The sequence below is a fragment of the Nostoc sp. 'Lobaria pulmonaria (5183) cyanobiont' genome, from assembly GCF_002949795.1.
Classification (GTDB): Bacteria; Cyanobacteriota; Cyanobacteriia; order Cyanobacteriales; family Nostocaceae; genus Nostoc.
The window spans coordinates 97705-121770 of sequence record NZ_CP026693.1; the positions used below are offsets into that span (position 1 = coordinate 97705).

14 protein-coding genes are annotated in these 24066 nt (G+C 40.7%); 8 read left to right on the forward strand and 6 right to left on the reverse strand.

Annotation, left to right across the window (positions count from 1 at the left end; all coding sequences use genetic code 11):
• Positions 1 to 47 precede the first annotated feature (47 nt).
• The gene (locus NLP_RS31710; protein ID WP_104910168.1) at positions 48 to 5420 is read left to right on the forward strand and encodes a DEAD/DEAH box helicase; all 5373 of its coding nucleotides are present in this window, start codon (positions 48 to 50) and stop codon (positions 5418 to 5420) included.
• A 26-nt stretch (positions 5421 to 5446) separates the two neighbouring features.
• Here NLP_RS31710 and ybaK read toward each other — a convergent pair whose 3' ends face one another.
• The 3 genes from ybaK to NLP_RS31725 form a co-directional block, all read right to left on the reverse strand.
• The gene (gene ybaK, locus NLP_RS31715; protein ID WP_104910169.1) at positions 5447 to 5917 is read right to left on the reverse strand and encodes a Cys-tRNA(Pro) deacylase; all 471 of its coding nucleotides are present in this window, start codon (positions 5915 to 5917) and stop codon (positions 5447 to 5449) included.
• A gap of 180 nt (positions 5918 to 6097) precedes the next feature.
• Positions 6098 to 6352 (reverse strand): hypothetical protein, encoded by a 255-nt coding sequence (locus NLP_RS31720; protein ID WP_104910170.1) that lies wholly within the window; start codon positions 6350 to 6352, stop codon positions 6098 to 6100.
• Positions 6353 to 6376: 24 nt separating this feature from the next.
• On the reverse strand, positions 6377 to 7396 hold the full coding sequence (locus NLP_RS31725; protein ID WP_104910171.1) for a hypothetical protein: 1020 nt from the start codon (positions 7394 to 7396) through the stop codon (positions 6377 to 6379).
• Positions 7397 to 7887: 491 nt separating this feature from the next.
• On the opposite strand from NLP_RS31725, the gene NLP_RS31735 reads away from it, so the two are divergent.
• Positions 7888 to 8838, forward strand: coding sequence for a hypothetical protein (locus tag NLP_RS31735; RefSeq protein ID WP_104910172.1), 951 nt, complete (start codon positions 7888 to 7890; stop codon positions 8836 to 8838).
• 226 nt (positions 8839 to 9064) lie between these two features.
• Here the strand turns inward: NLP_RS31735 and NLP_RS31740 are convergent, their stop codons facing one another.
• The gene (locus NLP_RS31740) at positions 9065 to 10573 is read right to left on the reverse strand and encodes an IS1380 family transposase (protein ID WP_104910173.1); all 1509 of its coding nucleotides are present in this window, start codon (positions 10571 to 10573) and stop codon (positions 9065 to 9067) included.
• Between the two features lie 490 nt (positions 10574 to 11063).
• On the opposite strand from NLP_RS31740, the gene NLP_RS35375 reads away from it, so the two are divergent.
• The gene (locus NLP_RS35375; protein WP_234017402.1) at positions 11064 to 11213 is read left to right on the forward strand and encodes a hypothetical protein; all 150 of its coding nucleotides are present in this window, start codon (positions 11064 to 11066) and stop codon (positions 11211 to 11213) included.
• Positions 11214 to 11402: 189 nt separating this feature from the next.
• On the opposite strand, the gene NLP_RS31750 is transcribed toward NLP_RS35375, so the two are convergent.
• Together NLP_RS31750 and NLP_RS31755 are read right to left on the reverse strand one after the other, a co-directional pair.
• Positions 11403 to 20576, reverse strand: a complete 9174-nt coding sequence (locus tag NLP_RS31750) for an nSTAND1 domain-containing NTPase (RefSeq protein ID WP_104910174.1) — start codon at positions 20574 to 20576, stop codon at positions 11403 to 11405.
• Between the two features lie 657 nt (positions 20577 to 21233).
• Positions 21234 to 21422: a hypothetical protein gene (locus tag NLP_RS31755; protein ID WP_104910175.1), complete on the reverse strand. Its 189-nt coding sequence runs from the start codon at positions 21420 to 21422 to the stop codon at positions 21234 to 21236.
• 334 nt (positions 21423 to 21756) lie between these two features.
• On the opposite strand from NLP_RS31755, the gene NLP_RS31760 reads away from it, so the two are divergent.
• The 5 genes from NLP_RS31760 (at position 21757) to NLP_RS34465 (ending at position 24066) form a co-directional block, all read left to right on the forward strand.
• Positions 21757 to 22089, forward strand: a complete 333-nt coding sequence (locus tag NLP_RS31760) for a hypothetical protein (RefSeq protein ID WP_104910176.1) — start codon at positions 21757 to 21759, stop codon at positions 22087 to 22089.
• A 109-nt stretch (positions 22090 to 22198) separates the two neighbouring features.
• Entirely contained in the window at positions 22199 to 23017 is an 819-nt protein-coding gene (locus NLP_RS31765) for a hypothetical protein (protein WP_104910177.1), read from the forward strand.
• A gap of 123 nt (positions 23018 to 23140) precedes the next feature.
• Positions 23141 to 23467, forward strand: coding sequence for a hypothetical protein (locus NLP_RS31770; RefSeq protein WP_104910178.1), 327 nt, complete (start codon positions 23141 to 23143; stop codon positions 23465 to 23467).
• Positions 23460 to 23663 carry a hypothetical protein gene (locus NLP_RS31775; RefSeq protein ID WP_104910179.1) on the forward strand — a complete coding sequence of 68 codons (204 nt, stop codon included), beginning with the start codon at positions 23460 to 23462 and terminating at the stop codon, positions 23661 to 23663. The genes NLP_RS31770 and NLP_RS31775 overlap by 8 nt, the downstream gene beginning before the upstream one ends.
• 25 nt (positions 23664 to 23688) lie before the next feature.
• Complete coding sequence (locus NLP_RS34465; RefSeq protein WP_199784908.1) at positions 23689 to 24066, forward strand: hypothetical protein; 378 nt, start codon at positions 23689 to 23691, stop codon at positions 24064 to 24066.

Genomic DNA, 24066 nt, shown 5'->3' on the forward strand with positions numbered 1-24066 from the left:
ACTAGCTATTTGAGGCAGTTGTCATATTATCATATCAGCTTTTAATTATGAAAATCCCGGTCAAACTACAAGAATTAATCAAACAGCCAGAATCGGCTATTTTATCTATTAGTTCCCTCATCGGACAAAGATTAGCATTAGTTGATTGTACAAATATTGTTTCTATCACCTCTGAACAACTAAACCTAATTTTCACCCATGTTCCCCAAGAATGGGATGATGCAGAACTAACAGATATTTTTGACACTAACACCCTAACAGACACCTTTGCCAACCAACTTTACCAATACATTGACCATCGCTTAGGACGCACAGCCACACAACAAAAAGGCACGTCGTCCCAATTATCAATTCCTGATTCCCTTGATATCTTTAACTTCCGCAACGAGGTAATAGGCGATTACCGCCGCTATATAGAAAGCTTCCTCAAAATCCGCGATCGCAAAGTCAAAGAATTTGTAGACGCAGAATTAGACAAGGGGCAACTTTGGACTGACCCCCTAGTTCAACTCAATCCTAGCTATAAAAAGGGTGCAACAGTCAAAGAATTAGTACAACAGCGAACCCTTCATCCAGACTGCGAAAAATATTTCTACAAAAAAGACGGCACACCCTTTATTTTCCATTACCACCAAAAGCAAGCATTTGAAACCGCACAACGCCAAGAACCTTACGTTGTTACCACAGGCACAGGTTCGGGTAAAAGCATGACTTACGTCGTGCCGATCTTCGATGATTTACTGCGTCATCCTGAAATTTCAGGAGTCAGGGCAATATTGGTTTATCCCATGAATGCCTTAATTAACTCCCAAAAAGAAGAACTCGACAAATTTTTACGCCAAGTTCCGAATACTCATATTCGTGTTGAAAAATACACCGGGCAAGAAAGTTTAACCAAGAAAACCGAAATTCAAAACAATCCACCCCATATTTTACTCACCAACTACGTGATGCTAGAGTTAATGCTCTCACGCACTCACGAGAATAAACTGGTCGAGTCTCCCAATTTAAAATTCCTGATACTGGATGAATTACACACCTATCGGGGACGACAAGGTGCAGACGTTGCCATATTGATCCGCAAACTCCGTCAGCGTAGCAAAAGTAATGACGAATTACTCTGCATTGGTACAAGTGCCACTATGTCAACGGTCGGTTCCCGCGAACAACGCCGTCAGGTTGTGGCAGATGTCGCTAGTAAGTTATTTGGCGTGGAAATCAAACCCGGAAATGTCATTGATGAAACCCTAGAACGTTCTATCCAACGCGCTGAACCTACTATTGAACAACTGTGCCAAGGAATCTTGGCAGGTTTACCAACCGAATTAGAACAAACACTAACAGAATTCCGAAACCATTCCCTGAGCTACTGGATCGAGATGAACTTCGGTTTAGAAGAAAGAGAAGGGCATCTCGTTCGCCGTCAACCCATCAGCTTAGAAACAGGTGCAACCAAACTTGCCCAACAAACCCAGCTTCTAGAGGAAACTTGTTTAACAGTCCTCAAACAGATGTTCCTTTGGGGAAGCAAGATTAATGGACTTGCTTTTCGCCTACATCAGTTCATTTCCCAAGGGGGAAGCGTTTACGCCACAATTGAAAATCGAGACAAACGCCATTTAACCCTTGAAGGTCAATATACAACCACCGACAACCGCCTACTTTATCCCCTCGTTTTTTGCCGGGAATGCGGACAAGATTATTATGTCGTTCGCTACGATGCCGATAAGCATATTATCCTGCCCCAATTGCCCACTGCATTAGATATCAGTCCTGACGATGCAGATATTACCGAAGGTTATCTCACCCTCGATGAACCAGAACTTTGGGATACAAGCGATGAAGATAGACTTCCTGACTCTTGGTTTAGTGAAACCAAAAAGAAAGGACGGGTTGCCAAAAAAGACTTTGTACGGTTTATTCCTCGCAAACTTCAAATTCTACCCAATGGTAAAGTTACATCCTCCTTGTTGCAAGGAACCACTTGTTGGTTTATTCCTAAGCCCTTTCTGACCTGTCTGAACTGCGGCGTACTTCATGATAAGAAGCGAAACGAATTTGCTAAACTCTCTCGCCTAAGTAGTGAAGGACGCAGTACCGCGACCACTCTGCTTTGTCTTTCTACCACCAGCCGCCTCAAGAAAGTCTTCACAGGCGAGGAAGCTAAAGCTGCCAAAATCCTCAGTTTTACTGATAATCGTCAAGATGCTTCATTACAAGCGGGACATTTCAATGATTTTGTCCAAACCAGTTTCTTACGGGCTGCACTTTTAGGTGCAATTCAAGCCAAAGGGCAACTCACCCACAGCGAATTAGCTAGTGTAGTCGTCCAATACATGGGAATTACTCAAAACGACCATGCCAAGCAACCAGCAGAGTTTGGTGTCGGGAAGCGTCGCAATGAAGAAGCCTTTCGTAAACTGATTGAATATCGTCTTTACGAAGACTTGCGTCGGGGGTGGCGCATCGTTCAACCTAACCTTGAACAGTGCGGACTGTTGATAATTGAGTATGACGGACTGCAAGAAGCCTGTGCTGACAACAATCTTTGGCAAAAACACCGCCATCCTCTTTTACTACAAGCCACTCCGCAAGAACGTTTCATCATTACCCAAGCATTCCTCAACCATTTGCGACGAGAATTGGCAATTGATGCCAAACTTTTACAACCAGACCAGAAAGATTCACTTAAAAGCGAAGTCATTCAAGCTCTTAAAGAACCTTGGGTGTTCGATGAGAACGAATATTTATACTTAGCAACTTGGGCAACTATTAGCACTGGTGGTAATGAAAAAGCGAAAGTTAAACTTACTACTAGAAGTAAAATTGGACGATTTTTGCGTTCGCCCTTGGCGTGGCGTAGCCATTCGCCAAATACATGGTCGCTCCGCAGCCAACTTTTAACAGATGTAGAGTTCAATAGCTTAATCACTACTCTAATTGATGCTTTGTGTGATGCTGGCTACCTAGTGCAAGAAAAATCTGAGGTACAGCTACGCATAGACTCACTACTATGGAAAGCAACCAATCTCAAGGAAATCCCTACCGATCCCTTAACATCTCGCCGCTTGCAGGGTAACGATAAACCCAATATTTCCGTTAACCAATTTTTCCAAGGTTTTTATCAAACCAATGCCTTGCAAATCCAAACAATGGAAGGGCGAGAACATACCGGACAGGTAAGCAACAAAGACCGTCAAGAACGGGAAGAAAAATTCCGTCAAGGACAATTAGCTGCATTGTTTTGTTCTCCGACAATGGAATTAGGTATCGACATTTCCGACCTTAGCGTTGTCCATCTCCGAAACGTTCCCCCCAGTCCTGCTAATTACGCCCAACGTAGTGGTCGTGCTGGTAGAAGTGGACAGCAAGCTTTAGTCATTACTTATGCTTCCATTGGTAGCGGTCACGATCAATACTTTTTCAAGCGACAAAATCAAATGGTTGCTGGGGTAGTTGCTCCACCAAAACTAGAGCTAGCCAACCAGGATTTAATTAAATCTCACGTATATTCGATTTGGCTGGCACATACTGGGGTTTACTTGGAAGATTCCATGAATAAAATCTTGGACTTGGAATTAGAAAACTATCCCCTCAAAGACAGCATTCGCCAACAACTTACCCTGAGCCAAGCCAAATTAACCCAATGTCTGCAAGCTGCCCAGTCTATCTTCTCAGACTTTTTCTGCCAAGAGGATCTGCAAAAAGCTTCTTGGTATTCTGTAAATTGGTTACAGAATACCATTGAAAATGCTTTGAATGCTTTTGACCGTGCCTGTAAGCGTTGGCGAGATTTATATATAGAGTCAGTTAAGCAGTTAGAATCTGCCCGTCGCACTATTGACCGTTTTGCTAGAGGTGATGTTGCCCAGGAAGAACGTAACAATGCCGAAGCTCAGGCACGAGAAGCACAACGACAAATTGATTTACTCGTCGGACACAGCCAAGGCAAGAGTAATTCCCAGTTTGAATTTTATCCCTATCGTTACTTTGCCGCCGAAGGGTTTTTACCAGGGTTCAACTTTCCTCGCCTCCCGGTTCGGGCATTTATTCCGGCTGGTGAAGGTGGTGAATTCATCTCTCGCCCTCGCTCAATGGCATTACGGGAATTTGCTCCCAATAACATCCTTTACTACGAAGGTAGTAAATTCATGGTGGCCAAAACTAAAGTATCTGTTGGCGGCATTGAAGGCGAGTATAAACGGGTGAGTGTCTGCGCTAACTGCGGGTATTATCACGACGGCGATTTTCGTGACACTTGTGAAAACTGCGGCGCAGAAATTAAACCTGATGCTCATGGCAATGTAGCCAAATTGACTCGTGTACTGCCAATGGAAACTGCGATCGCTCGTCGTCGAGAACGCATTACCTGCGACGAAGAAGAACGGCTCAAGTACGGCTACAACATCACCACTCATTTCCGCTATGCTAGCCAAAAGCGAGAATCAGCTATTGTTCAAGCTGCTGACGGTACGCCACTGTTCAAATTAACCTATGGAGCTACAGCTACCATTTGGCGAATTAATCGGGGGCTGAAGAAGAATAGAGAAGAACGAGGATTTAAGCTTAATCCAACAACGGGTGTTTGGGGCGACCATAAAAATCCACAGGCTCAACAGACACCCGATAGCTTGCATACCGAAGTCAATTTAATGGTCGATGATACTTGCAATATCTTGATTGTTGAGCCATTAAATGTTCCTGTTGAGGATAGAGAAGCTTTTATTGCCACCTTGCAATACACCTTAGAAACTGCGATTCAAGCCGTTTACAAATTAGAAGCCGATGAACTCGACTCTGAAAGACTAGGCGAAGGCAAGTATTTACTGTTCTGGGAAGCTGCTGAAGGTGGTGCAGGTGTACTCTCTCAGCTATTAGAAAAACCAGAGGCATTTAGAAAAATTGCTGATGCAGCTTTCGACATTTGTCATTTCACACAACCTAAAGACAGTTGCATTCAAGCTTGCTATGAATGCTTGCTCTCTTACCGCAATCAATTTGACCATGCATTGATAAATCGTCACCTAATCAAACCTTGGCTTGACCTGTTACTGGAGAGTAGCGTTATTACTCAAGTCAAAGGGCTTTCTCGCGATCAGCAATATCAAAAATTGCTGGAACAGACAGACCCTAACTCTGATTTTGAGCGTGTGGTTTTGCAAGAGATTTATCAACGGGGTTACAAATTACCTGATGCTGCTCAGAAATTTATTCCAGAGGGAAACTGTAAACCAGATTTTGTTTATGAGGAGGAGGCGATCGCTGTTTTTTGTGACGGTTCAGTGCATGATAGCCCCGATAAACGCAAGCAAGATAAAATTGAGCGCGATAATCTTAGGTACGAGACTGGTTACACTGTCCTTACCTTAAGCCATAATGAAGGTTGGCAAACTGAATTGCTTGTTTTAGCAAGTTTATAACCTAGAACAAATCCATCCACTGACCCTTAATTTTGTATAATTGCCCCTAAAGTGCCATTGACGGCACGTAAATAATCATCTGGCGATAGCAGAAGCAACATACCTCGCATACCACCAGAAACAGTGATCTGCTCAAATAGAGTTGCCGTTTCATCAAGGTAAACTGGATAGTCTTTTTTGCTAGCTAAAGCTGTCACACCTCCACGGATGTATCCTGTTAGTGGCTGTACTTCCTTCAGGGCGACTGTCTCAACTTTGCGGTTTCCTGAAATTCGAGCTAAAGCTTTTAAATCTAACTGAGCATTTCCAGGTATAACAGCAAAGCAGATACCTGTTGTGTCACCTCTGACTACTAAGGTTTTAAAAACTTGCTCTGGCGGAAGACCCACTTTCTGGGCTGTACTAAGAGCAGCAAGATCGTCAGGATCTACGTCATAGCTCAGGATTTGGTAGAGAATACCTAGTTTATCCAGTAGTCGAGCAGCATTAGTTTTCATTGCTCTTATTCCCAATCCTCAATCACCAGTCCACTAACGCGACTAAATTCTCTGGTGTTGTGCGTGACTAATGTTAACACACAGCAATATCTGTTACATTTGTTGAGTGTAAACGTTCTCGAATTAAGAGCGACCTACCGTTGAGATAACGAGCGCAAACATTGGTATCTAATAAATACCTCACAGAATTTCTTCCCTTGTCTCAAAATCACCTTCAGAGTCGATAACAATTGGATCGTCTTGACAGCTATCATAAGTCTGCTCAAAAAAGTTGGGTGGCCATCCTAATTCTTCTGGTGTTTTTGTAGTTGTTGACGGTTTTAGTTGTTGATAAATCACCATTACTTCTATTTCTTTGTCTGTTATTCCTAATGGGATATCAAGGTGTAAAATCCCATCAGACCCCACATGAGTATTTAGTTTGATACTTTGCATCACTGTTTTCTCTCACTTATTAATTCATTTAAAATTGCCTGCCACTTCATTAATACCGTACTCTTTCTCAATCAAACCCAACAACTTCTCCTCCACCGCAGTCAAATACGGGCGCTTCAGTTCCCCCAGATGCTTCAGCACAGCATGGGCAGCTTCTTCCAAGTTCTCGTTTTCCCGTAATCTATGAATGCGATCGCTAATGTGCTGCATCTGCTGACATTCTGACTCCAGGTAATTAAGCGGCTTCAGATGGTTGATTCTTACGGTGTACTCCCCATCCCACATTGTGACTGTGCAACTGAACTCACCCACATGGTTGACTATCCCCCAACATCCGCCTTTCCCTCGTAAATCAGGATTATCTTTGGCAATGATTTGGCAGACTTCCCCAACACGATAAGGATTTGGCGCTTTAGTACGTTCCATGATCCGTTGTACTACATCACCTACAACTCTAGCAGATGGTACTTTACCTCCAGCTTCTTCCACTGCCCGTTGCCATACTTCCCATTGCTGTTGAGGTTCCAGTTTTGTTATCGGTCTAACCTGGCGCTCACTCGTTGGCAAAATTTGTGTCCCAATGGGACACATTTCCTCATTTTCAGTTTGTGTCCCACTGGAATAAATTTCCGCATCGCTTGATTCAGTTTCAGTTTGTGTCCCATTGGGACACATTTTCATCAGATTATCAAACACAGCCGAAGCTTCGATTAATCTATAAGGATGACGGCGCTGAAATCCAAACCTGTCCTTGCAATACTCCTCAAAAGTGCTATGGGTGGAACGGTAAAGACGGCGATCTCGCAACTCCATTAACGCTTTACCTGCCTCAAAAACCGCTCTCTCCACTTTGCGTTCCAAGTGCAGGCGATCGCGCTGTTCTTCTTCTGTCAACTCTGGAACTTCAACAGCAGTAACGGTGATTGTTGCTAAGGCTGGGTTTTCTTGCTGGGAAATATCCTCGTTTGCAGAGTCAGGTGGTGTTTTTGAATCATCAGAAGCGGCAGAGGTGGATTTTTTACGCTTGAGGGGTGGGTTGTTCATGCATCCACCTTTTTTGGTTCAGTGGTATTGGCTCAAAATCGATCACAGATAGATTTTCGGTGTGCTAACTTGCAGCGATCGCCTCTTTAGAAGAACTAAAGCTAGGGTCAGAGGATTAATAGGCTGGAGGTCAAACATTTTCAGACTCCAGTTCCGCCTGTACTAGCTCATCAAAAGTACAGTTGTAGACTTGCATAAGTTTTTGGAGTCCCACAGGGGTCATCCGAGGAGCTGTTTTCAATTGATCCCAGTTCCGAACCGTAGAGACGGCTACGCCAAGCTCCACAGCTATTTCTTCTGCTCTTTTTCCTACCCTTAGCCTTAAATCTTTCATATTCATACCAATAGATTACACCATTAACATAGCACAAGTAACTGGTACTAAGCACTTGACAAGTACCAGTTAATTAGTAATAATTAAATATAGAGAAAGCGCCCGGACTGGTAATCTAGAGCGCTTTCTCTGTCCCTAATAATAAGGAAACTTTATTATGACCCATGTAAGGTATACACAGCAAGCCCTCTCTCCCTATAAACTCCCCCGTCTCAAAAGAATCGCTGCCGAACGTGGCGTAACACCCACTGGGGACAAAAGAGCGGCCCAAACCTGGGTAAACGCAATCATCACCCATCAATCCACCCAGCTTCAGAAAGTTGACAACCAAGCCCTCGCCCAAGCCGAACTCGACAACTACATCGCTCACCAAGCCCAAGCTGTAGCTCCCGAACCCCTTACAATAGTCGAAATCTCGTTTGACCATCACGAATATTACGCTGATGACAAACTGGTAGCCAGCATCAGCCATGACGACAACCACCTAACCCAACGCTGGCTAGTAATGGTCAACGATAAAGAAGTATTTCGTGCCAACACTCTAATGCGTTGCGATCGCTTCATCTGCACTCACTACAAAGACGGTTCATTACCTGTGCAAGAAGAAGCAGAGGTGCAGGGGAGCAGGGGTGCAGAGGGGAAAAACTTACAACAACTTTCTCCTCTGCCCCTCTGCGCCTCTGCCCCCATGCTTTCCTCTCCGACTGAAAACCAAATCATGGCGCATATCTTCAACGAGTGCCAGAACTACAACAATTCGCAATTACCAATTCGCAATTCGCAATTACACGCCATGCCTAAAAACAGGAAGTTTTGCACCTGTAATGATTCAATTACTAATTACGTTCACAATTGCGAATTGCAAACTGCGAATTGCGAATTGCTTAGTGACTGGTGGGTGAAGAGGCGTTATTCACGTCAACAGCAGTATTCTAACTCGGTCTATGATGCAGTGCGATCGCTGTCGATGGTGGATGTGTCTACTGATAGTAAATCCATTTTTGATGAATATATTTTAGACCAACCGTTAGAGCAGCTAACTGGCAATAAATTACAACGGCTGCTGGACCCGGATTTCTCACAAGCAATAAAAAAATGTCTTACATGAGGTCATGTAAGACATTTTTTTGATACATTATCAATTCAAATTTAGGTAGGGAGAGAAAATTAGTATAAAACCATAGCTATAGGGATAAAATAGTTACCATGTCATTCTTGGTAATGAAAGCAAAATGCTCGGTTTATAAAATTAAGCATTTCAAAAGTAGACTTGGATCAAACCAAGCCCAAAGCATCATTAATTACAGATGAGTGGAAATGCATCAAAACTAATATTAAGCGGTATTCGGGAGCATTTTTAAGCATCTGTAAGCAGCAGCCCAAATATGTTTGGAAGGACTTGAGCTACTAATTGCAATTAAAATTCGCCGTGCGCTTACAGTAATTAATGCGCCTAATTTCAGTAATTTAGTCCGAATAGTTCCGACTTGGGCGTTTTGTAGTTCTGTCTTCGCCAAACATTTTGACCGCAAGGCATTCATCAAAACGTAAGCTATAGAAGAAAACCACAATCGTAACTGATTGCCCGCAAATGTGTGTGTACTGGTTCTATCGCTAAAAAGTTCCAGTTGCTGTTCCTTAAAGCGGTTTTCCATCTCACCTCTAGGACAATACTTCTGGGTATAAAGTTCACCTGGAGCCATCTTATTTGTAGTAATTGATGTAACAACAAAACGGATATTGGTTCCCTTGACTCCATACTCAACTTTACAGACAACACGGCGACTACGACTCCAAGATTCACGGGTTTTATAGTCTAAAGACTTATACCAAATTGAGTTATTAATCAGGTCAGAAGCAACTTCAGAAAGTTGGTACTCTGGCTTAAATACAGTTTCTAAAAATGAAACTACTGTTGATAATTTCTGCTCATACTCAAGCGAGGCTCTATTTTGAGTAGTGGTAGTCATCTGAATTAAACGACTATTTTGCGCCAATCCAAAAACGTAGTCAACCCCAGTCTGTGACTCACACCATGTCATGATATCGTCTCTGGAATAGGCACTATCTCCTCGTACTAAAATTTCGACATTCTGCCATTGTTGACGTATTTGTTTAATGACTCTCTGCAATTCTGATAACGCCCCAAATGCTGGGTCTACATTAGAAGGACGTAGTTTGGCTGCCAATAAATGTTTACCACAAAAAATATAAAGTGGAGCGTAGCAGTATCCTGCGTAATAAGTATTGAAGAAAACTTGCTCCTGATTCCCATGTACTAAATCATCAGTTACATCCAAGTCTAAAATAATTTTTTGTGGTTCTTTAGAGTAAGATTCTAGAAATATATTCACAAATAAACTTTCAATTCCTGATGAACAATGCCCGATTTTATGGTAACGACTGTCTGCTCCTTGTTCTACATCTTCAGGACAATGTTCCAGCCTATTTAATGTGCTTTTACCTGCTAATATAACTGGTTTATTTTCTCTGCCGATTCTTTTTTGTAATGCTATTGCAAACATTGGATCGTGGCGTAGTTCTTCATGGTCGTTCAAATCTTCATATCCCATGACTAACCCGTATATCCGTTGTGCAATTAAGCTTTCTATTGGATGCAACATTCGGTTGATTTGACGGTAATCTTGGAAACATAGGGCTAATCGTGATGTTATCTGCAATTTTCGGTCTAGTTCCGCAATTAAGCCTAACCCAGCATCGGATGTTACCTCTCCCCCAGTGAAATTTACTACGATTGGGGGTGATTTTGGCTGTTCAAATTTGAACTGTTTTGGTATCGATGCCTGCGGCGGGCTTTGCCTACGCGTTGCTGGTTGAATCATCGTTTGAAACTACTGAAATGCCTGCCATATATACATTTTAGCAGTTTTTATCCCCATTTTTTTACGAGTTGGTGAGAAATCCGGGCTGGAGAGAGCGGAGTTAGTCACAGCGTAATTCAGTAGTCAGAATCCAGGAGTCAGGAGTCAGTAAAGAAACAAAGAGCAGGGTGCAGAAGTTAATAAAATCTGCCTTCCTTTCTCCTCTTTTTCCCACCTCTTCCCGAAATTCTGATTTCTGTTAGCGGTAGCGGGGCGTTTAGCCCATTCTGGCTCCTGAATTCTTCTCTCATTTTCCCTTCATTCACCAATCAATATGCAACCCACGATCTCAATCCCCCAACACTGGGCATACCCTCGCTTTGCTTTGGATCAGCGTACACAAGACGGTATCATTTTGGGATTTTATTACTACCCGAATGGTACTTAACTGGCTGAACAATTCGGTGGTGGCTGGCGCTATGCGCTGATACCTAATAAAAACTCTGATGAATTGTTCCACTTTCAAGAGTCTCAAATCCAACCACTTACACCGGAAGAATTATTCTCAGAAATAACCGCAGAGATTGAGCTTTATCAACAACAGATAGCAACTCTGCAACAACAATTAGCCGTTGTAACTGGAGGTAGAGCAGATGAATAAAACTGGTGATAAGTAAGTACATAGAACGGACAGCCGCTAAATTACTGCGTTCACTACACGGTTGTGGTGGTTCAGTTCCTCTGCACTGGATTCAATTTTCGCAAACAATCATTCAGTATTTGTTTGATAAGAAATTAGTGCAAAGCAAGAATACTGGATATAGTTTCCTACTGTCACTTGTAGAGAGAGTTAAGGTATAGGCACAAAGTCATAGCCAGATTTAGAGCGAGATTTGGTATTAGGTTTTATCTCGACAAGTTGGATTCCCTGATTGCGATCGCCCTTTGCATCAAACTTAACCTCGCCTGTTGCACCCATAGCTGTAAAATCTGGTGAACCAAGAATTTGAGCTAATCCTTCACGAGTGGGAGGTGTAGAGGTCTTTTTCAGCCCTTCAATTAGAGCTACGGTAGCATTATAAGACATGGCAGTTCGCCAATTAACATCGGCTTTCCAAAGCTTTCTTGAATCTTGTGGAAAATTGTAATTGTTATGAGGGACTAAAATATGCCAGGGAACTGCAATAACCATCCCAACTGCATAATCTTTACCTTCTTCCAAAACTTTAGGTGTATAAACATCCTCTCCACCCAAAAGGGGAAGTTGCTTCTTATTAGCTTTATTAGCTTTCACTACTTGAAGGGTATCATCTAGTTTTCCAGTGTTGGGTAATAATACTAAAACTTCAGCACCAGTATTAATAGACTCTTCTATACTTTTATTCGCCTTAAAATTGGGAGCAGATAAGTCAAATACGCTTGATACCTGTCCTCCTTCTTTACTAAGGAACTTCTCAAACTCTGACTTGAGAGATTCGCTAGAGGCACTTTTAGAGTTATATAAAACCGCAGCATTCTTCTTCCCTAACTTTGATCGCATATAGCCTACTAATGACTTTGCTACTTTGGAATCATTGGGGGCGGTGCAAAAGATGTAGTTACTGGAACCTGTTAACTTAGTGGAGGCACTGATAGGGGAAATTGCTACCAGTTTTCCGGCGTGATAAATTTTCTCTGCCTCTAAGGTAACATCCCTGGAGAAATGTTCTACAACTCCTAGCACATCAGAATTTTTTACCAATTTTTTGGCAATATCCTTGTCGTCATTATCATCAGCGATTAACACTTTTAACAGGATGCCATTAATGCCTCCTTTTTTATTAATTTCATCTTGAGCTTGAGCAACTCCCCGTAACATCTCTAAAGCACTATTGATATCGCTACTAACAGGAACAGATGTGGCGATCATGTAGGACTTATGATTACCAATCATGGCATTGTTCAAGTAAATTAAGGCTTCTGGATCGTTGGATTGTTTGTCCCGGTATTCTTTTAAGTACTTTACAGCTTTATCAAAATTATTAGTAGCGCTCGCCTGCACTCCAGCCTGTTTTAACCAAGTTAATTGGTCAGGGGTTGTGAGGATTTTTTCACCACTGCTGATTTCCCTATCCCGTTCAAATTGAGGTGTACTTGATGGAGTAGATATAGGTGAAACATTGACTACTAGGTTTTGGTTATTAGAGCTTTTCTGAATGCTTGAAAAAATCCCAAAAAATAGTGTTACTGGAAGAATAAGTGAAGATCCTCGTAAAATACGCGATTTAGTCAGATCAGAGCGTTTTTTGTCAATACTTTTGTTTACAAACTCGTTTTCTAATTGGTTGAGCCAGTTATCATCTGATTTGACTACTTGTTCTAGCGAATCAAGGTGTCGATTACGAGACCAAAGAAAACTTGGCTCCTTGTTGTTGTCTTGCCAAGACACAGCTTCTGGTGTCAACCATCTTAATAAAATTAAATGTTCTTTTTGGTTTTGTGTCCATATCCTTAGCCTGTCCCATGCCTGCACTAAGTCACAGTTTGGTTCGACATAAATTTTCTCGCCTTGTGATGTTCTCAAAAGCAAGTCTGCGCTTATAAATGCCTCGACTACCTGATTCACCCGCTCATTTTCTTCTGGCTTTGGATAAACCAATTCCGACTTTAGTACACGTCGCCGAGCCAACTCAACCCCATCTACTACTACCATCCGTAGCATCACATTGCGGATAGTTTTCTCCCTCAAACTTTGTAAATCCCGATCTAATTGCTCTGAATTAATAAAATTTTTATATTCTTGTTCCGCTTTACTAGAAATAGCTGCTTTTCTAGTAATAGAAAGAGATTCTATATCTTCAGATAGTTCTTCATCTTTCTGAATTTGTCTTTTTTTCAGGCTTTCCTTGACAAACTCATCTTCTAATTTGTTGAGCCAATTGTCATTAGAATTAGATACCTTTTCTAGTAACACAAGGCGATGGTCTTTATCCCAGAGATACTTTTGCTCCTTCTCATTCTCCTGCCAATCCTCAGTATCGTGTTTCAATCGCCGTCGCAGACTTAAAGGCACATTTTCATCTGCATCTTTTTTCCATGTTATCAACCTGCCCCATTTTAGCACTACAACGTCGTGTACAGGCTCAACTATATTTTGTTCTTGTACAAGGAGGCGTGCTTTTACAAATGCCTCAATTACTTCATTTACCCGCTTATTTTCTTCTGGATGTGAATACTCCAACTCAGACCTCAATACAGGTCGGCGAGCCAACTGACTGTCCACCGCCACCATACGTAGCATTACATTTTGAATAGTTTTATCCCATTTCTGGTAAGACTCCTTATGTTGCTCATATAGCTTGCGGAACTCCTCGTAGTTCTGGCAAGACTTTTCAAATTTATGGAAGGAATTCTCTAAGTCCAGATATTGAGAAAGCAACGGTGAAATCAGAATTAAATAATGGAATTTCCCTGCTAAATGAGGTAAAAGACACGTTACACTAAGTTTCTGTTGTGAGATCAGTGAAGTTTCATCAGTTATCGGAATCGTCGCAGAGGTTGATAATTCTTCTCTATCTACGCTTAATGATTTGATTTCTTTAACTTCCCCTATTGCTTGTTCTTCTTGCCATTCTCCCAAAAAATAAAAAGTTATTATTCTTTGAGAATCTTTGACTAAATTTTGCTCATTTGATAGAGTCGTATCAGTGGTTGGTAGTTCTTCCAAATCGTTCCGAAATTTGACTACCTTACCTTCCACTATTGCTTGAGCTTCTTGCCATTCTGCTAAAAGGTAAAAACCTGCAAATATTTTTTGTAAGTGTTCGCATTGTTCACATAAATTTTGAAAACCTACACATACTTCATGAAATAATTCATCTGAGCGATCTGGGTGAACAAACATTTCATATTCTGATTCCAATTTTTTAGTTAGCACTTCTGTCACCCCACCTAGTTCTTCATAATCTTCTAGGGTAAGAGTGCGACTTTCATAGTCATTTTTCTCTGAAAGCTTGTTGTAAAGCTCATCTAGGATCAAAGAAACTAAGGGTAGTGCTCCTTGCGTTCGCCCTACTTCATCCAGCAACTTATCTACTAAGTAGTTATGATCCTTATCTAACTCAAAATTTATCGCTTTTACTGTAGCAGGTTCTTCTATCGCCTTTTGTAACTCTGATCGAGTTATTTCTAGATCAGCAAACTTAGCTTCTGTCCAATATTGCTTGAGGGCAGAGTCTTGAAATTGCGGTTCAAAATCTGAACGTACTGTCAATACAATCCGTAACCATTCTGAATTTTGATTTATTGTCTGTATCAGCCATTTAATAAAATTCTCTCGCTCTTTCTCATCTTTACAAAGGGTAATTAGTTCTTCAAACTGGTCAATTACTAACAGCCGCTTATCACCAAGCCATTTAAGGCTATGGTTCTTCCATTCAAATAATTTGTGGTCAAGTTCTTTGTTTTCTTTTTGAAATGAATTAATTGAATCCGACGTATTAGACTCCCCAAATAACAACAAATTAAGCCTCTTAAATATCTTATTTAACCAGGGAGTTTTATCTTCCTCTTGTTGCTCATAAGTTTGCTTAGGAGTAGTAAAACGAAGTATCTGGTCTAAGCTATCATTCAACGCTTTAATTGGAGATTCTCCAATACGGACTTTAATATACCACTGCTTTTTCGAGTCATATAACTGTGTTTCTAACTGCTTTTGTAATTCTTTCAGCTGCTTTCTAGACTGTTCTTGCAAGTTCTTCAACTGGTCTGCTAAATTTTTGCTATTTTCATTTAATTTTAGTTCTAATTGATTTTTAGCATTTAATTTATTTTCTTCTAATTTTACTTCTAACTCTGAATCATTCTGTAACTCTATTTGTTTTTCTATTTCTTTTAAATCTTCTAAAATTTGTAAAAACTGACTTGATTCTATCCTTATTTTTTTCTGTATAGACGCTAGCTGTTTACTCGTTTTTGCTTCTTCTAATTGATTATTAATTTTCTTTGTATCCTTCTGCTTTTGGTTTATTTCTTTTATACTTTTTTCCGTTTCCTGTAGAGGTTTTATAAATCCAATTAAATCTGTCAAATACTGACTTGATTCTATTTTTAATTTTTCTTGCCAATCTATTAATTTCTGACTTGTATTTGCTTTTACTAATTGTTCTTTCAAGTCTTCTTCTTGTTTATTTAAATCTTCTAAATTATTTTTTTGTGTATTTAAGTATTTTATTCTATCTTTTAAATTTTCTAATTGCTCTTCTTGATCCTGCAATTCCTCCAACTTTAATTGTTTTTTTAAGTACTCTAACTGCTCCGTTCTCCAGTTAGGAATTAATCCTGCCTTGACTAAGCTGGACTTACCTGTTCCAGGAGCGCCTACAACTACAGTCAAAGCATTTTGATCGACTTTCTCATAAAGCATTTTGATCTGTCTGTTTCTCCCAAAGAACAAGTGACTGTGTTCTTCTTCATAGGACTCCAATCCTCGGTAAGGATTATTTTCTGCGTTTAACGCTGGTGCATTCTCCAGTTTATTTAGCTCAAACCCAGGCAATAAAAAAATATATTCCCCTTTGCCGTGTTTCTTCAAGTGCCAGATTTCTGGGGTTTGTCGTTCGTATAGCTCTTCGCTTGGTGGCTCAACTTCATCGCGCAAATATGAATAAAGTTTGGTTGCTGTGATAATGTCACTGCTAAAGACATTTTTGCGTTTTTGTTCTTCTATTTGTCCTTTTAATACCCCTAAAAGTGCCGCAGCAAATGGAGAGTGTTTTCCATCGTCTTTTTGCCCTCGCTGTCCTAATAAATCCGAGGCTGTCTGATCTTGAGCTGCTGAAGTAATAACTTGCCATGCAGGATCTTTAATGAAGCGATCATAGCGTTGTTTATAGAGTGTGACATTCTCAGGAGTAGCTTTTCTCGTAAGGCTTGCCCAGCGGAATGAGCCAGCAAAGCAACAGTCTAAAATTGCCAACATATGACGACATTCGAGATTGATTAGGGCATCATGACATTCTTGCATTGTTATGTAGGTTATTGTATTATCAATAACGGCATTTTGAGGTATTAAGAAACCTGCTAGTTCTTTCCTATCGTCATAAGGATCTTTACCAATTCCATGCCCAGCAAAGTAGAAGAAAAGACGATCTTTGTTCGTAATATTTTCTTTTTTGTCGTCAACAGTTATTTGATTTTTTTTTAAGTCTTCAAACACTTCTTCAAGCTTTTCTTTAGTGGCTTGTTCATTTGTAAGCAACTGAACTTTATAGCCATATCTATCTTTGAGAATTTCACAAATTTTCTCTGCATCGTTAACAGCCGTCTCTAAAGGCTTTTTTTCATAGTTATTAATTCCAACAACGATTGCAAAACTATTCTCAAATTCATCACTCGATTTAGATGTTGATGAAACTAGGCTGCGCTGTTGAGTGGGAGTTAGTTGCTCTTGAGAGGTTGAATTTAGTTCAGGAACAGAGGGAGGTTGGGACGGTAGGCTATCTTTTTGCTCACTTATGTGTATTACTACATCTTCTTTTAAAGCGGTCGAAATATACTGCTCAATTTTTTTTTTCGGCGCTAGTGCTTCACTTAATGCCTTCAAACCTTCTGAATTATCTACAAAATAAGTCAAATGATCACAAGCTACTTCTTTGTTGAGAATAATCTCTCTCCCTTCTGGAAGTTTCTTAATGCTATTCACTTCCACAGCAATATCATTCGGTTGACCAAGGAAAGGAAATTCTACAACTTGAGTACCTAACTTTTGTATCAGTCGCTTTAATTTACTAGCTTGTTTTCCTTCTTGCTCCATAGCCGCCCGGATAATAGAGGTATTACCAGCAATCACTGAATAAGGAATACCTGGGTTAGGACTTGCAGCCAAATTTTTGAGAAAATCAGAATTAGGCTTCATTTCGTCTAGAGTGACATCTACTGCTTCTATCGCACTAACTAGACACCCTAAAATTTTTACTGGCCAAGCAACGCTCGAAAGGCTATTAAGTCCAATTCCCAAAGCTAATGTTGCTAAATCTTGAACCGTTGGCCAAGGAGAACCTGCGTTAGGAGTACCTAACATCACTAAATGTTGGACAATTTGATTACCTTCTTCTCGCTCAATAAACCAACGGGAAACTAACCCTCCCATTGAATGAGCGACAATCTGTAAAGTTTTACCGTGGTTAGCTGTTAGTCCCACTTTTACCAGTTCTGCCTTGAGAATACGAGCAATCTCTGAGATTGATGTATTAATGTTTTCGTAGTCAAAGGTTAGAATTAGGTCATAACATTCATTGAGAGAGCGTTGTTGTCCATCTATAGTCGCTTTAGCTCGTTGAACGCTCTTGACCATATCTTTGGTATCACCCAGAATGCCATGAACATAAAGCAAAATGTTTGTTGCTGTTTTGACCTGTGCTGGGATATCTTCTACCAGGGTTACAGTTTGATTTTCAGCGACTTTAACTGCTTTTAAATAATAGTTTTCAGATTTTCGCCCCAGCTTTTCGCTAACTACTTTCACAAAACAGATCCAAATGGAGCCTTGTACGCTTCTATCTGTGCTGTATGGATTTGGCAATCGTTCTAACTGAATTTCCGTTCCGCCCTCTTGTGTTCTTTTTGCTCTACCTAAAGGTAGGAAAAAATCTCCGTCATAGGTTATAGGCAAAAGGTGTTCACTTTCTTTTAGAGAAATATCAGCTAACAATCTTAAAGGATTCTCTTTAGTAACAGATTCGGGGTTCTCTACATCAGTAAGTTCCAACACACTTAACCTCGGATCAGTACCGCGACTATTAGTAAATTCGACAGTTTGAGTTATTTGAGAATCTTCTCGCAAGATGGGAGGTAAAATTATATTCCCCAAATTCCGACTGGCTTGAGATACGCTAGTTAACCGAGTATTTGCTTTTAAGCTCGGATGAGGTTGTAACCTGATTCCTGAACCTAAATCATTCGGGTTTATGTCAGAAATAGGAGTTTTATCTAAAGGACGGATAGTAGTAATTGTAACTTGTGTAGTAATCCAATCTTCTAGATATTCTGCTGGGGTTTCAGACTTCGCCGCACGATCATAAACCCGATTCATTAAACGATTTAGGGTACTTTTATGAATAAGCCCTCGATCTATTCCTCTGTCTGCATCGTTAGTCCGAGATGGATCGAGTTCTGCCTGATTTAGCAATCTAGCATCAAACTCAGAGGTGCTAACAATCAATTTAAAGATATCTGTATACTCAGTAATTCTTTGCTTCCATAAAGAATCTGGCACTTCGGTTTTTAGAAATACATTCTTATTAGCCCAAGCTTCCTGCCCTGGCTCAAGCTTTACGCTACCTGCTTCAAAAAAATCGTAACTACTTATATCGAAAAGCTCTGCAAGGTCGAGTAAAGCACAATAAAGTGTCTTGTCACTTTTATTAATTAGTTTTATTTTAAATGCATGATCGTATCTATTTCCATCTATCTCCTTATACTCCAAGCGGACATCCTTTGATTGTAGAAATAATTCATTATATTTTTGATTTCTAAAATGAAATTCCATCTGCACATCATGTAATTGAATCAAACCATTACCTGAACTTCCAAGTTCAGCTATTACATTCCAACGTGCAATATGTTCTAAGCATTGAATGGCTTTTTGGGCATTCTCTTGAGTATAACCATCAATCTGATTGACTAGAGGGCGGTCGTCTTGAAGCCGGGCAATTACATATTGATTCTTACGGCACAGCAGACGATACCTTATATCTTTGCTGTCTTTGTTCTGCTCTTCACGGACATAGGCCGACGGGTTGTCGTCAGGAGTTCTATGCTGAATGGCATTTCGTGCAAGATTTACCCCCTCTTCATCTCCTTCTAAGTAAACCCCTAAAGGTGGTAATGGTAGGCTAGTGATAACGGCTTTAAAAGTTTGGTCAGTAGCTAAGTTTTCAACACCACTAATTTCAATCTTACTTACAGATGACAATACTTGAGTTACTTTAGCTGTACCAATAGATTTAGATGAGTGGCGCAGGTCTTCAGTGTGGCTATCAAAGGTAAAGAGTGCTAGTGAAGTTGTTTCTTCCCTAGAAGGAAGTTGTATTCCATGAACAGCGCCCCCTTCAATTACCCAACCATATTTTTCGTTATGGCTAACTATAAAATAAGGCTCACGTTCTGCGATCGCACCATTCAGGAAAAGTTGATTTTCATCATTTGAACTATTCAATTCAAGTTGAGGAGACTGTTCGATAACTTGGCTACTAACTAAGGCTTTTGCCCGTCCCAACAAATCTCGATAGGTGAGGTTTCCCTTAGCTTGATGCAACGTATCTAATAAATAGTAAGAAAAAGCTCCCCGTGTTTGACCATCTCTATCAATTTCCTTCGCCTTCTGAGTAGCTTGACAAGCACTAAGAAGAACATGACGACCTCTAGGTATTTTCAAGCCAGTGGAATAATGTTCTTTGTTACTAGAATTAAATAGTGTTTTTAATTCTTCAAGTTTAACGATAAACTCTTCCGGGGGGCGGTTTCGCTTATCTGTACTTGCAAGGCGTACTCCTGTTTCTTGTAATGTATCTCTAGTACCAGAACCCGAATGGCAGCAATCAAGGATAATAGATATGTGTGGCTGATTTTCTGAAAGTTCAGAAATAAGTTTTGCCAATTCTTTATCGGCTAAATCCCACCCCTCATTAGTTCGGCTATCATAACAGACCAAGGTTTCATTCAGTCGATTTAGCCCAATATCCACAAACTCTTCTGGTGCCTGCTCTTGAGAACCATGCCCACTGAAGTAGAACAGAACTGTATCACTGCTCTTAGCTTGACGCAAGTCATTCCGAAACTCATGAATAATAGCTGCACGAGTTGCTTCTTGATTTTTAAGTGTCTTCAGATGTAATGTATAACCTTCCTGTGTAACTCTTTGTTTTAAATACTGTTCCATTGCTGTAATATCATTAACACATCCCTTCAAAGGTGGTATTGAAGTAACAGAATTTGAATCATATTCATCAATTCCAACTAGTAGTGCATAAATATTATTAGTCATGATTAGTCTCCTGAATTGAATAATCTATTAGTGGAACTTAGACAAAAAGTAGCCATAAAAAAGCCTCAAGTCTATATGCAGAGGGACTTTGACATCGTTTTGCCTAGTTTCTTGATATATCTAGGTTTCAATCATTTTTGAGCATTTGGTGTATTTTCCTTGCCCTGTATGGATTTGAGGTTTGTTTATGCCTCAAAAATGTTTAAGTCCCGTTAGAGGATATTTTAAAAGTCAAAACCAGTCAAAAATTATGCCAGTTGTCTGACCATAATACGAATCATGGCAATATAGATGAATGTCTCGGACGTGATGCAAAGCTTCAATAACGTCGTCTAAAACCCTTATTCTTTGTCAACTTTCAAAAATTTTCGGTCTACTGATTTTTTAGCATTGCTCAATCATGTCTACTACAACTTGACTCATCTTCAGCCCACGTAAAGCGCAAGCTGCATGAAACTGCTTCTTCAAGTCGTCTGTAATACTAATGTGCATAGCGGTTATTCTAAGTAGTGTCTATACAAAGCTACAAATGCACAGAACATGATTCCAGATTGATATTAGCAATATTCAGTAAATTTACGATAGGAGCTAAAATCAGAGCAAACGTATCTAAAGTACAATAATCCTTTAATAGCAAGGGTTTCGGCGTTTTTCTATTTAGCCAATTTTTTCATCAATATCCTTATGCCGTAAGGGTTTCAGAAATACCGTGCGTTTGCCCTGATTCTGCTTTGATGATTTCAACACCGCCAATACCTGCAAAATCTCCCTCACTGCCGCTTTCTCTTGCTCCATCTGCTGAACCCGGTTCAACAAGCCAAGCTCTTGGGAATGTACTTTGATCACTTTATCAAGTGATCAAAGTACATTCCAAAACTCGTAATGATAGTACGCCTGTGGGTAATTTCTGCTATCCCTGGTAATCGCCAATGAATACTGCCGCTTCCCTCGCCCTTATTTCGCCGCATTTTACTAGGGGATATCTCATTACTAGGACTAACGCCCTTGCGTTGGTAATGTTTACTAGGGCTATTACTCATTTACCCTAATCCGCTTTTCTCACAGATGCGATCGCTGTTCTTATTTTTTGCATATTAATACAAAGTTGATGACATGAATGCTCATGCCACCTTCTCGTAAGCTACGTTATTACTGCTTACAACAATAAACCTAAAATGTTATGCTGGCAAGTAGCAACGGTAAAAAAATTACTACGATGATAGATATTGAACACATCGCAACATTCAAATGGGGTAATAAACAAGCTAAAAAACTAACAGAATTACGTGGAAATATCCCCCGTCGTCAGCTTGAGCAAAAAACTACTGACCTTGGACTAAAGGTTGCACATCAATATATCCAGCAATTAGAGCAGCCTGACTATTATGCTACCCGCCTCAAAAGTGGAACAATCACTGTTTCAGTAGAGGTTGTTAACGTTTTGTGTGAAGCACTGAATGCCGATATTACCGATTTTTTCGATACTGCCAAAATAATTACTGTTGTTGCTTGACGCTTGTCCGTTGGTAACGGTAAAATAGAAACATACAAAACAAAAGGCGACCGCTTAAGTTTCGTAGGCTCTGCGATCACCCTTTGACCTTTTTACAGGAGTTTCTATTATGACCCATGTAAGGTATACACAGCAAGCCCTCTCCCGCTATAATCTACCCCGCATCAAAAGAATTGCTGCCGAACTCGGCGTAATACCCACTGGAGACAAAAGAGCGGCCCAAACCTGGATAAACGCAATTATCACCCACCAATCCACCCAAACTCACAAAGTCACCGACAACCAAGCCACAGCCCAAGCCGAACTCGACAGCTACATCGCTGACCAAGCCCAAGCCATAGCTCCCGAACCCCTTACAATAGTCGAAATCTCTTTTGACCATCACGAATATTACGCTGATGACAAACTGGTAGCCAGCATCAGCCATGACGACAACCATTTAACGCAACGCTGGGTAGTCATGGTTAACGATAAAGAAGTATTTCGTGCCAATACTCTAATGCGTTGCGATCGCTTCATCTACACTCACTACAAAGACGGTACATTACCTGTGCAGGAAAAAGAAGCAACACCCCCCACGACCGAAAACCAAATCATGGCGCATATCTTCAACGAGTGCCAGAATTATGGGTTTGAAATTCTCGGTGATGGGATTTACAACAACAAGGGCGTGAAACTGGGGCAAGTCGGATGCACTGACGGGAACTGGTGGGTAAAGAGGCGTTATTCAGGTCAGCAGCAGTATTCTAACTCGGTATATGATGCAGTGCGTAGGCTTTGCCCGTCGCAGACATCGCTGTCGATGGTGGACGTGTCTACTGATAGCAAATCCATTTTTGATGAATATATTTTAGACCAACCGTTAGAACAGCTAACTGGCAATAAATTGCAACGGCTGCTGGAGAAAGCGGAGTTAGTCACAGCGTAAATCTTGGGCTTCGCCTGGGAAAAGGTTAAAGGGAAAGGGGAAAAGGTAAATTTCTTCATTCCCTTCCCCTTTGCCCTTTCCCCCTTTCCCTAATTATTTATTCACCAATCCCCCATTAAATCTATGCAAGCCACAATCTCAATCCCTCAACACTGGGGCTACCCTCGCTTTGGTTTGGAGCAGCGCACAGAACAAGGCATGATTCTAGGACTTTACCACTACCCATCAGGCACAGAATTGGCTGAACAATTCGGTGATGGCTGGCGTTATGTCCTGATGCCTAACAAAAACTCTGACGAAATATCGTACTTGCAAGAGGATCAAATCCAACCGCTTACACCAGAAGAATTATTCTCAGAAATTACCGCAGAGATTGAGTTTTATCAACAGCAAATACTAATTCTGCAACAACAGTTAATCGTAGTCACCGGAGGTTTTACAAATGCCTAAGACGGTTGACAACAGCTTTGACCGTAGAGCCAATCATTTGCTGCGTTCGATTCAGCTTTGTGGTGGTTGTATTCCATTGCATCGGCTTCAGTTCCAATTTTCCGATTCAGTTATTCAAACACTGCTGGATAAAGAACTGGTGCAAGTGCAGAACACGGGACGCGGCTTTTTGTTGGAGATTGCCGAGGATTTTTAGGTTATTAATCCCATAGTAGAAAATCATGAAACTTTACGCGAAGATCATTGCACAGACTTTACCAGATTGGGCAAGCGTCGTTACAAAGAGCGCAGATTTATTTGAGATTGAAATTAACGATGAACACCCGAACTTTCAATTTCTGCTTGAAGAGTTAGCGACGGAGATTGAGCCAGGAACAATAGGAGTGAAAGCGGAGGATTTATGTTCACGGCTTGGCATTGAGATGTCTAACCCAAATCTGCGCTACTTAGTTGAACAAGCCCAAAATTTGATATCCCAGATTGCTACGCACCCAGATTACAAACAACTCTTGTCAGCAGGGTATCAGCCAGATTTAAACATTGCTGATGCTCAAACTGCTTTGACTTATCTGCAATGGGAGTTAGAGCGGAATCGATAA

Excerpts from the sequence above, each read along its gene's own strand:
- NLP_RS31710 (WP_104910168.1), top strand. The coding sequence starts at position 48 with ATGAAAATCCCGGTCAAACTACAAGAATTAATCAAACAGCCAGAATCG.
- ybaK (WP_104910169.1), bottom strand. The coding sequence starts at position 5,917 with ATGAAAACTAATGCTGCTCGACTACTGGATAAACTAGGTATTCTCTAC.
- NLP_RS31720 (WP_104910170.1), bottom strand. The coding sequence starts at position 6,352 with ATGCAAAGTATCAAACTAAATACTCATGTGGGGTCTGATGGGATTTTA.
- NLP_RS31725 (WP_104910171.1), bottom strand. The coding sequence starts at position 7,396 with ATGAACAACCCACCCCTCAAGCGTAAAAAATCCACCTCTGCCGCTTCT.
- NLP_RS31735 (WP_104910172.1), top strand. The coding sequence starts at position 7,888 with ATGACCCATGTAAGGTATACACAGCAAGCCCTCTCTCCCTATAAACTC.
- NLP_RS31740 (WP_104910173.1), bottom strand. The coding sequence starts at position 10,573 with ATGATTCAACCAGCAACGCGTAGGCAAAGCCCGCCGCAGGCATCGATA.
- NLP_RS31750 (WP_104910174.1), bottom strand. The coding sequence starts at position 20,576 with ATGACTAATAATATTTATGCACTACTAGTTGGAATTGATGAATATGAT.
- NLP_RS31760 (WP_104910176.1), top strand. The coding sequence starts at position 21,757 with ATGCTGGCAAGTAGCAACGGTAAAAAAATTACTACGATGATAGATATT.
- NLP_RS31765 (WP_104910177.1), top strand. The coding sequence starts at position 22,199 with ATGACCCATGTAAGGTATACACAGCAAGCCCTCTCCCGCTATAATCTA.
- NLP_RS31770 (WP_104910178.1), top strand. The coding sequence starts at position 23,141 with ATGCAAGCCACAATCTCAATCCCTCAACACTGGGGCTACCCTCGCTTT.
- NLP_RS31775 (WP_104910179.1), top strand. The coding sequence starts at position 23,460 with ATGCCTAAGACGGTTGACAACAGCTTTGACCGTAGAGCCAATCATTTG.
- NLP_RS34465 (WP_199784908.1), top strand. The coding sequence starts at position 23,689 with ATGAAACTTTACGCGAAGATCATTGCACAGACTTTACCAGATTGGGCA.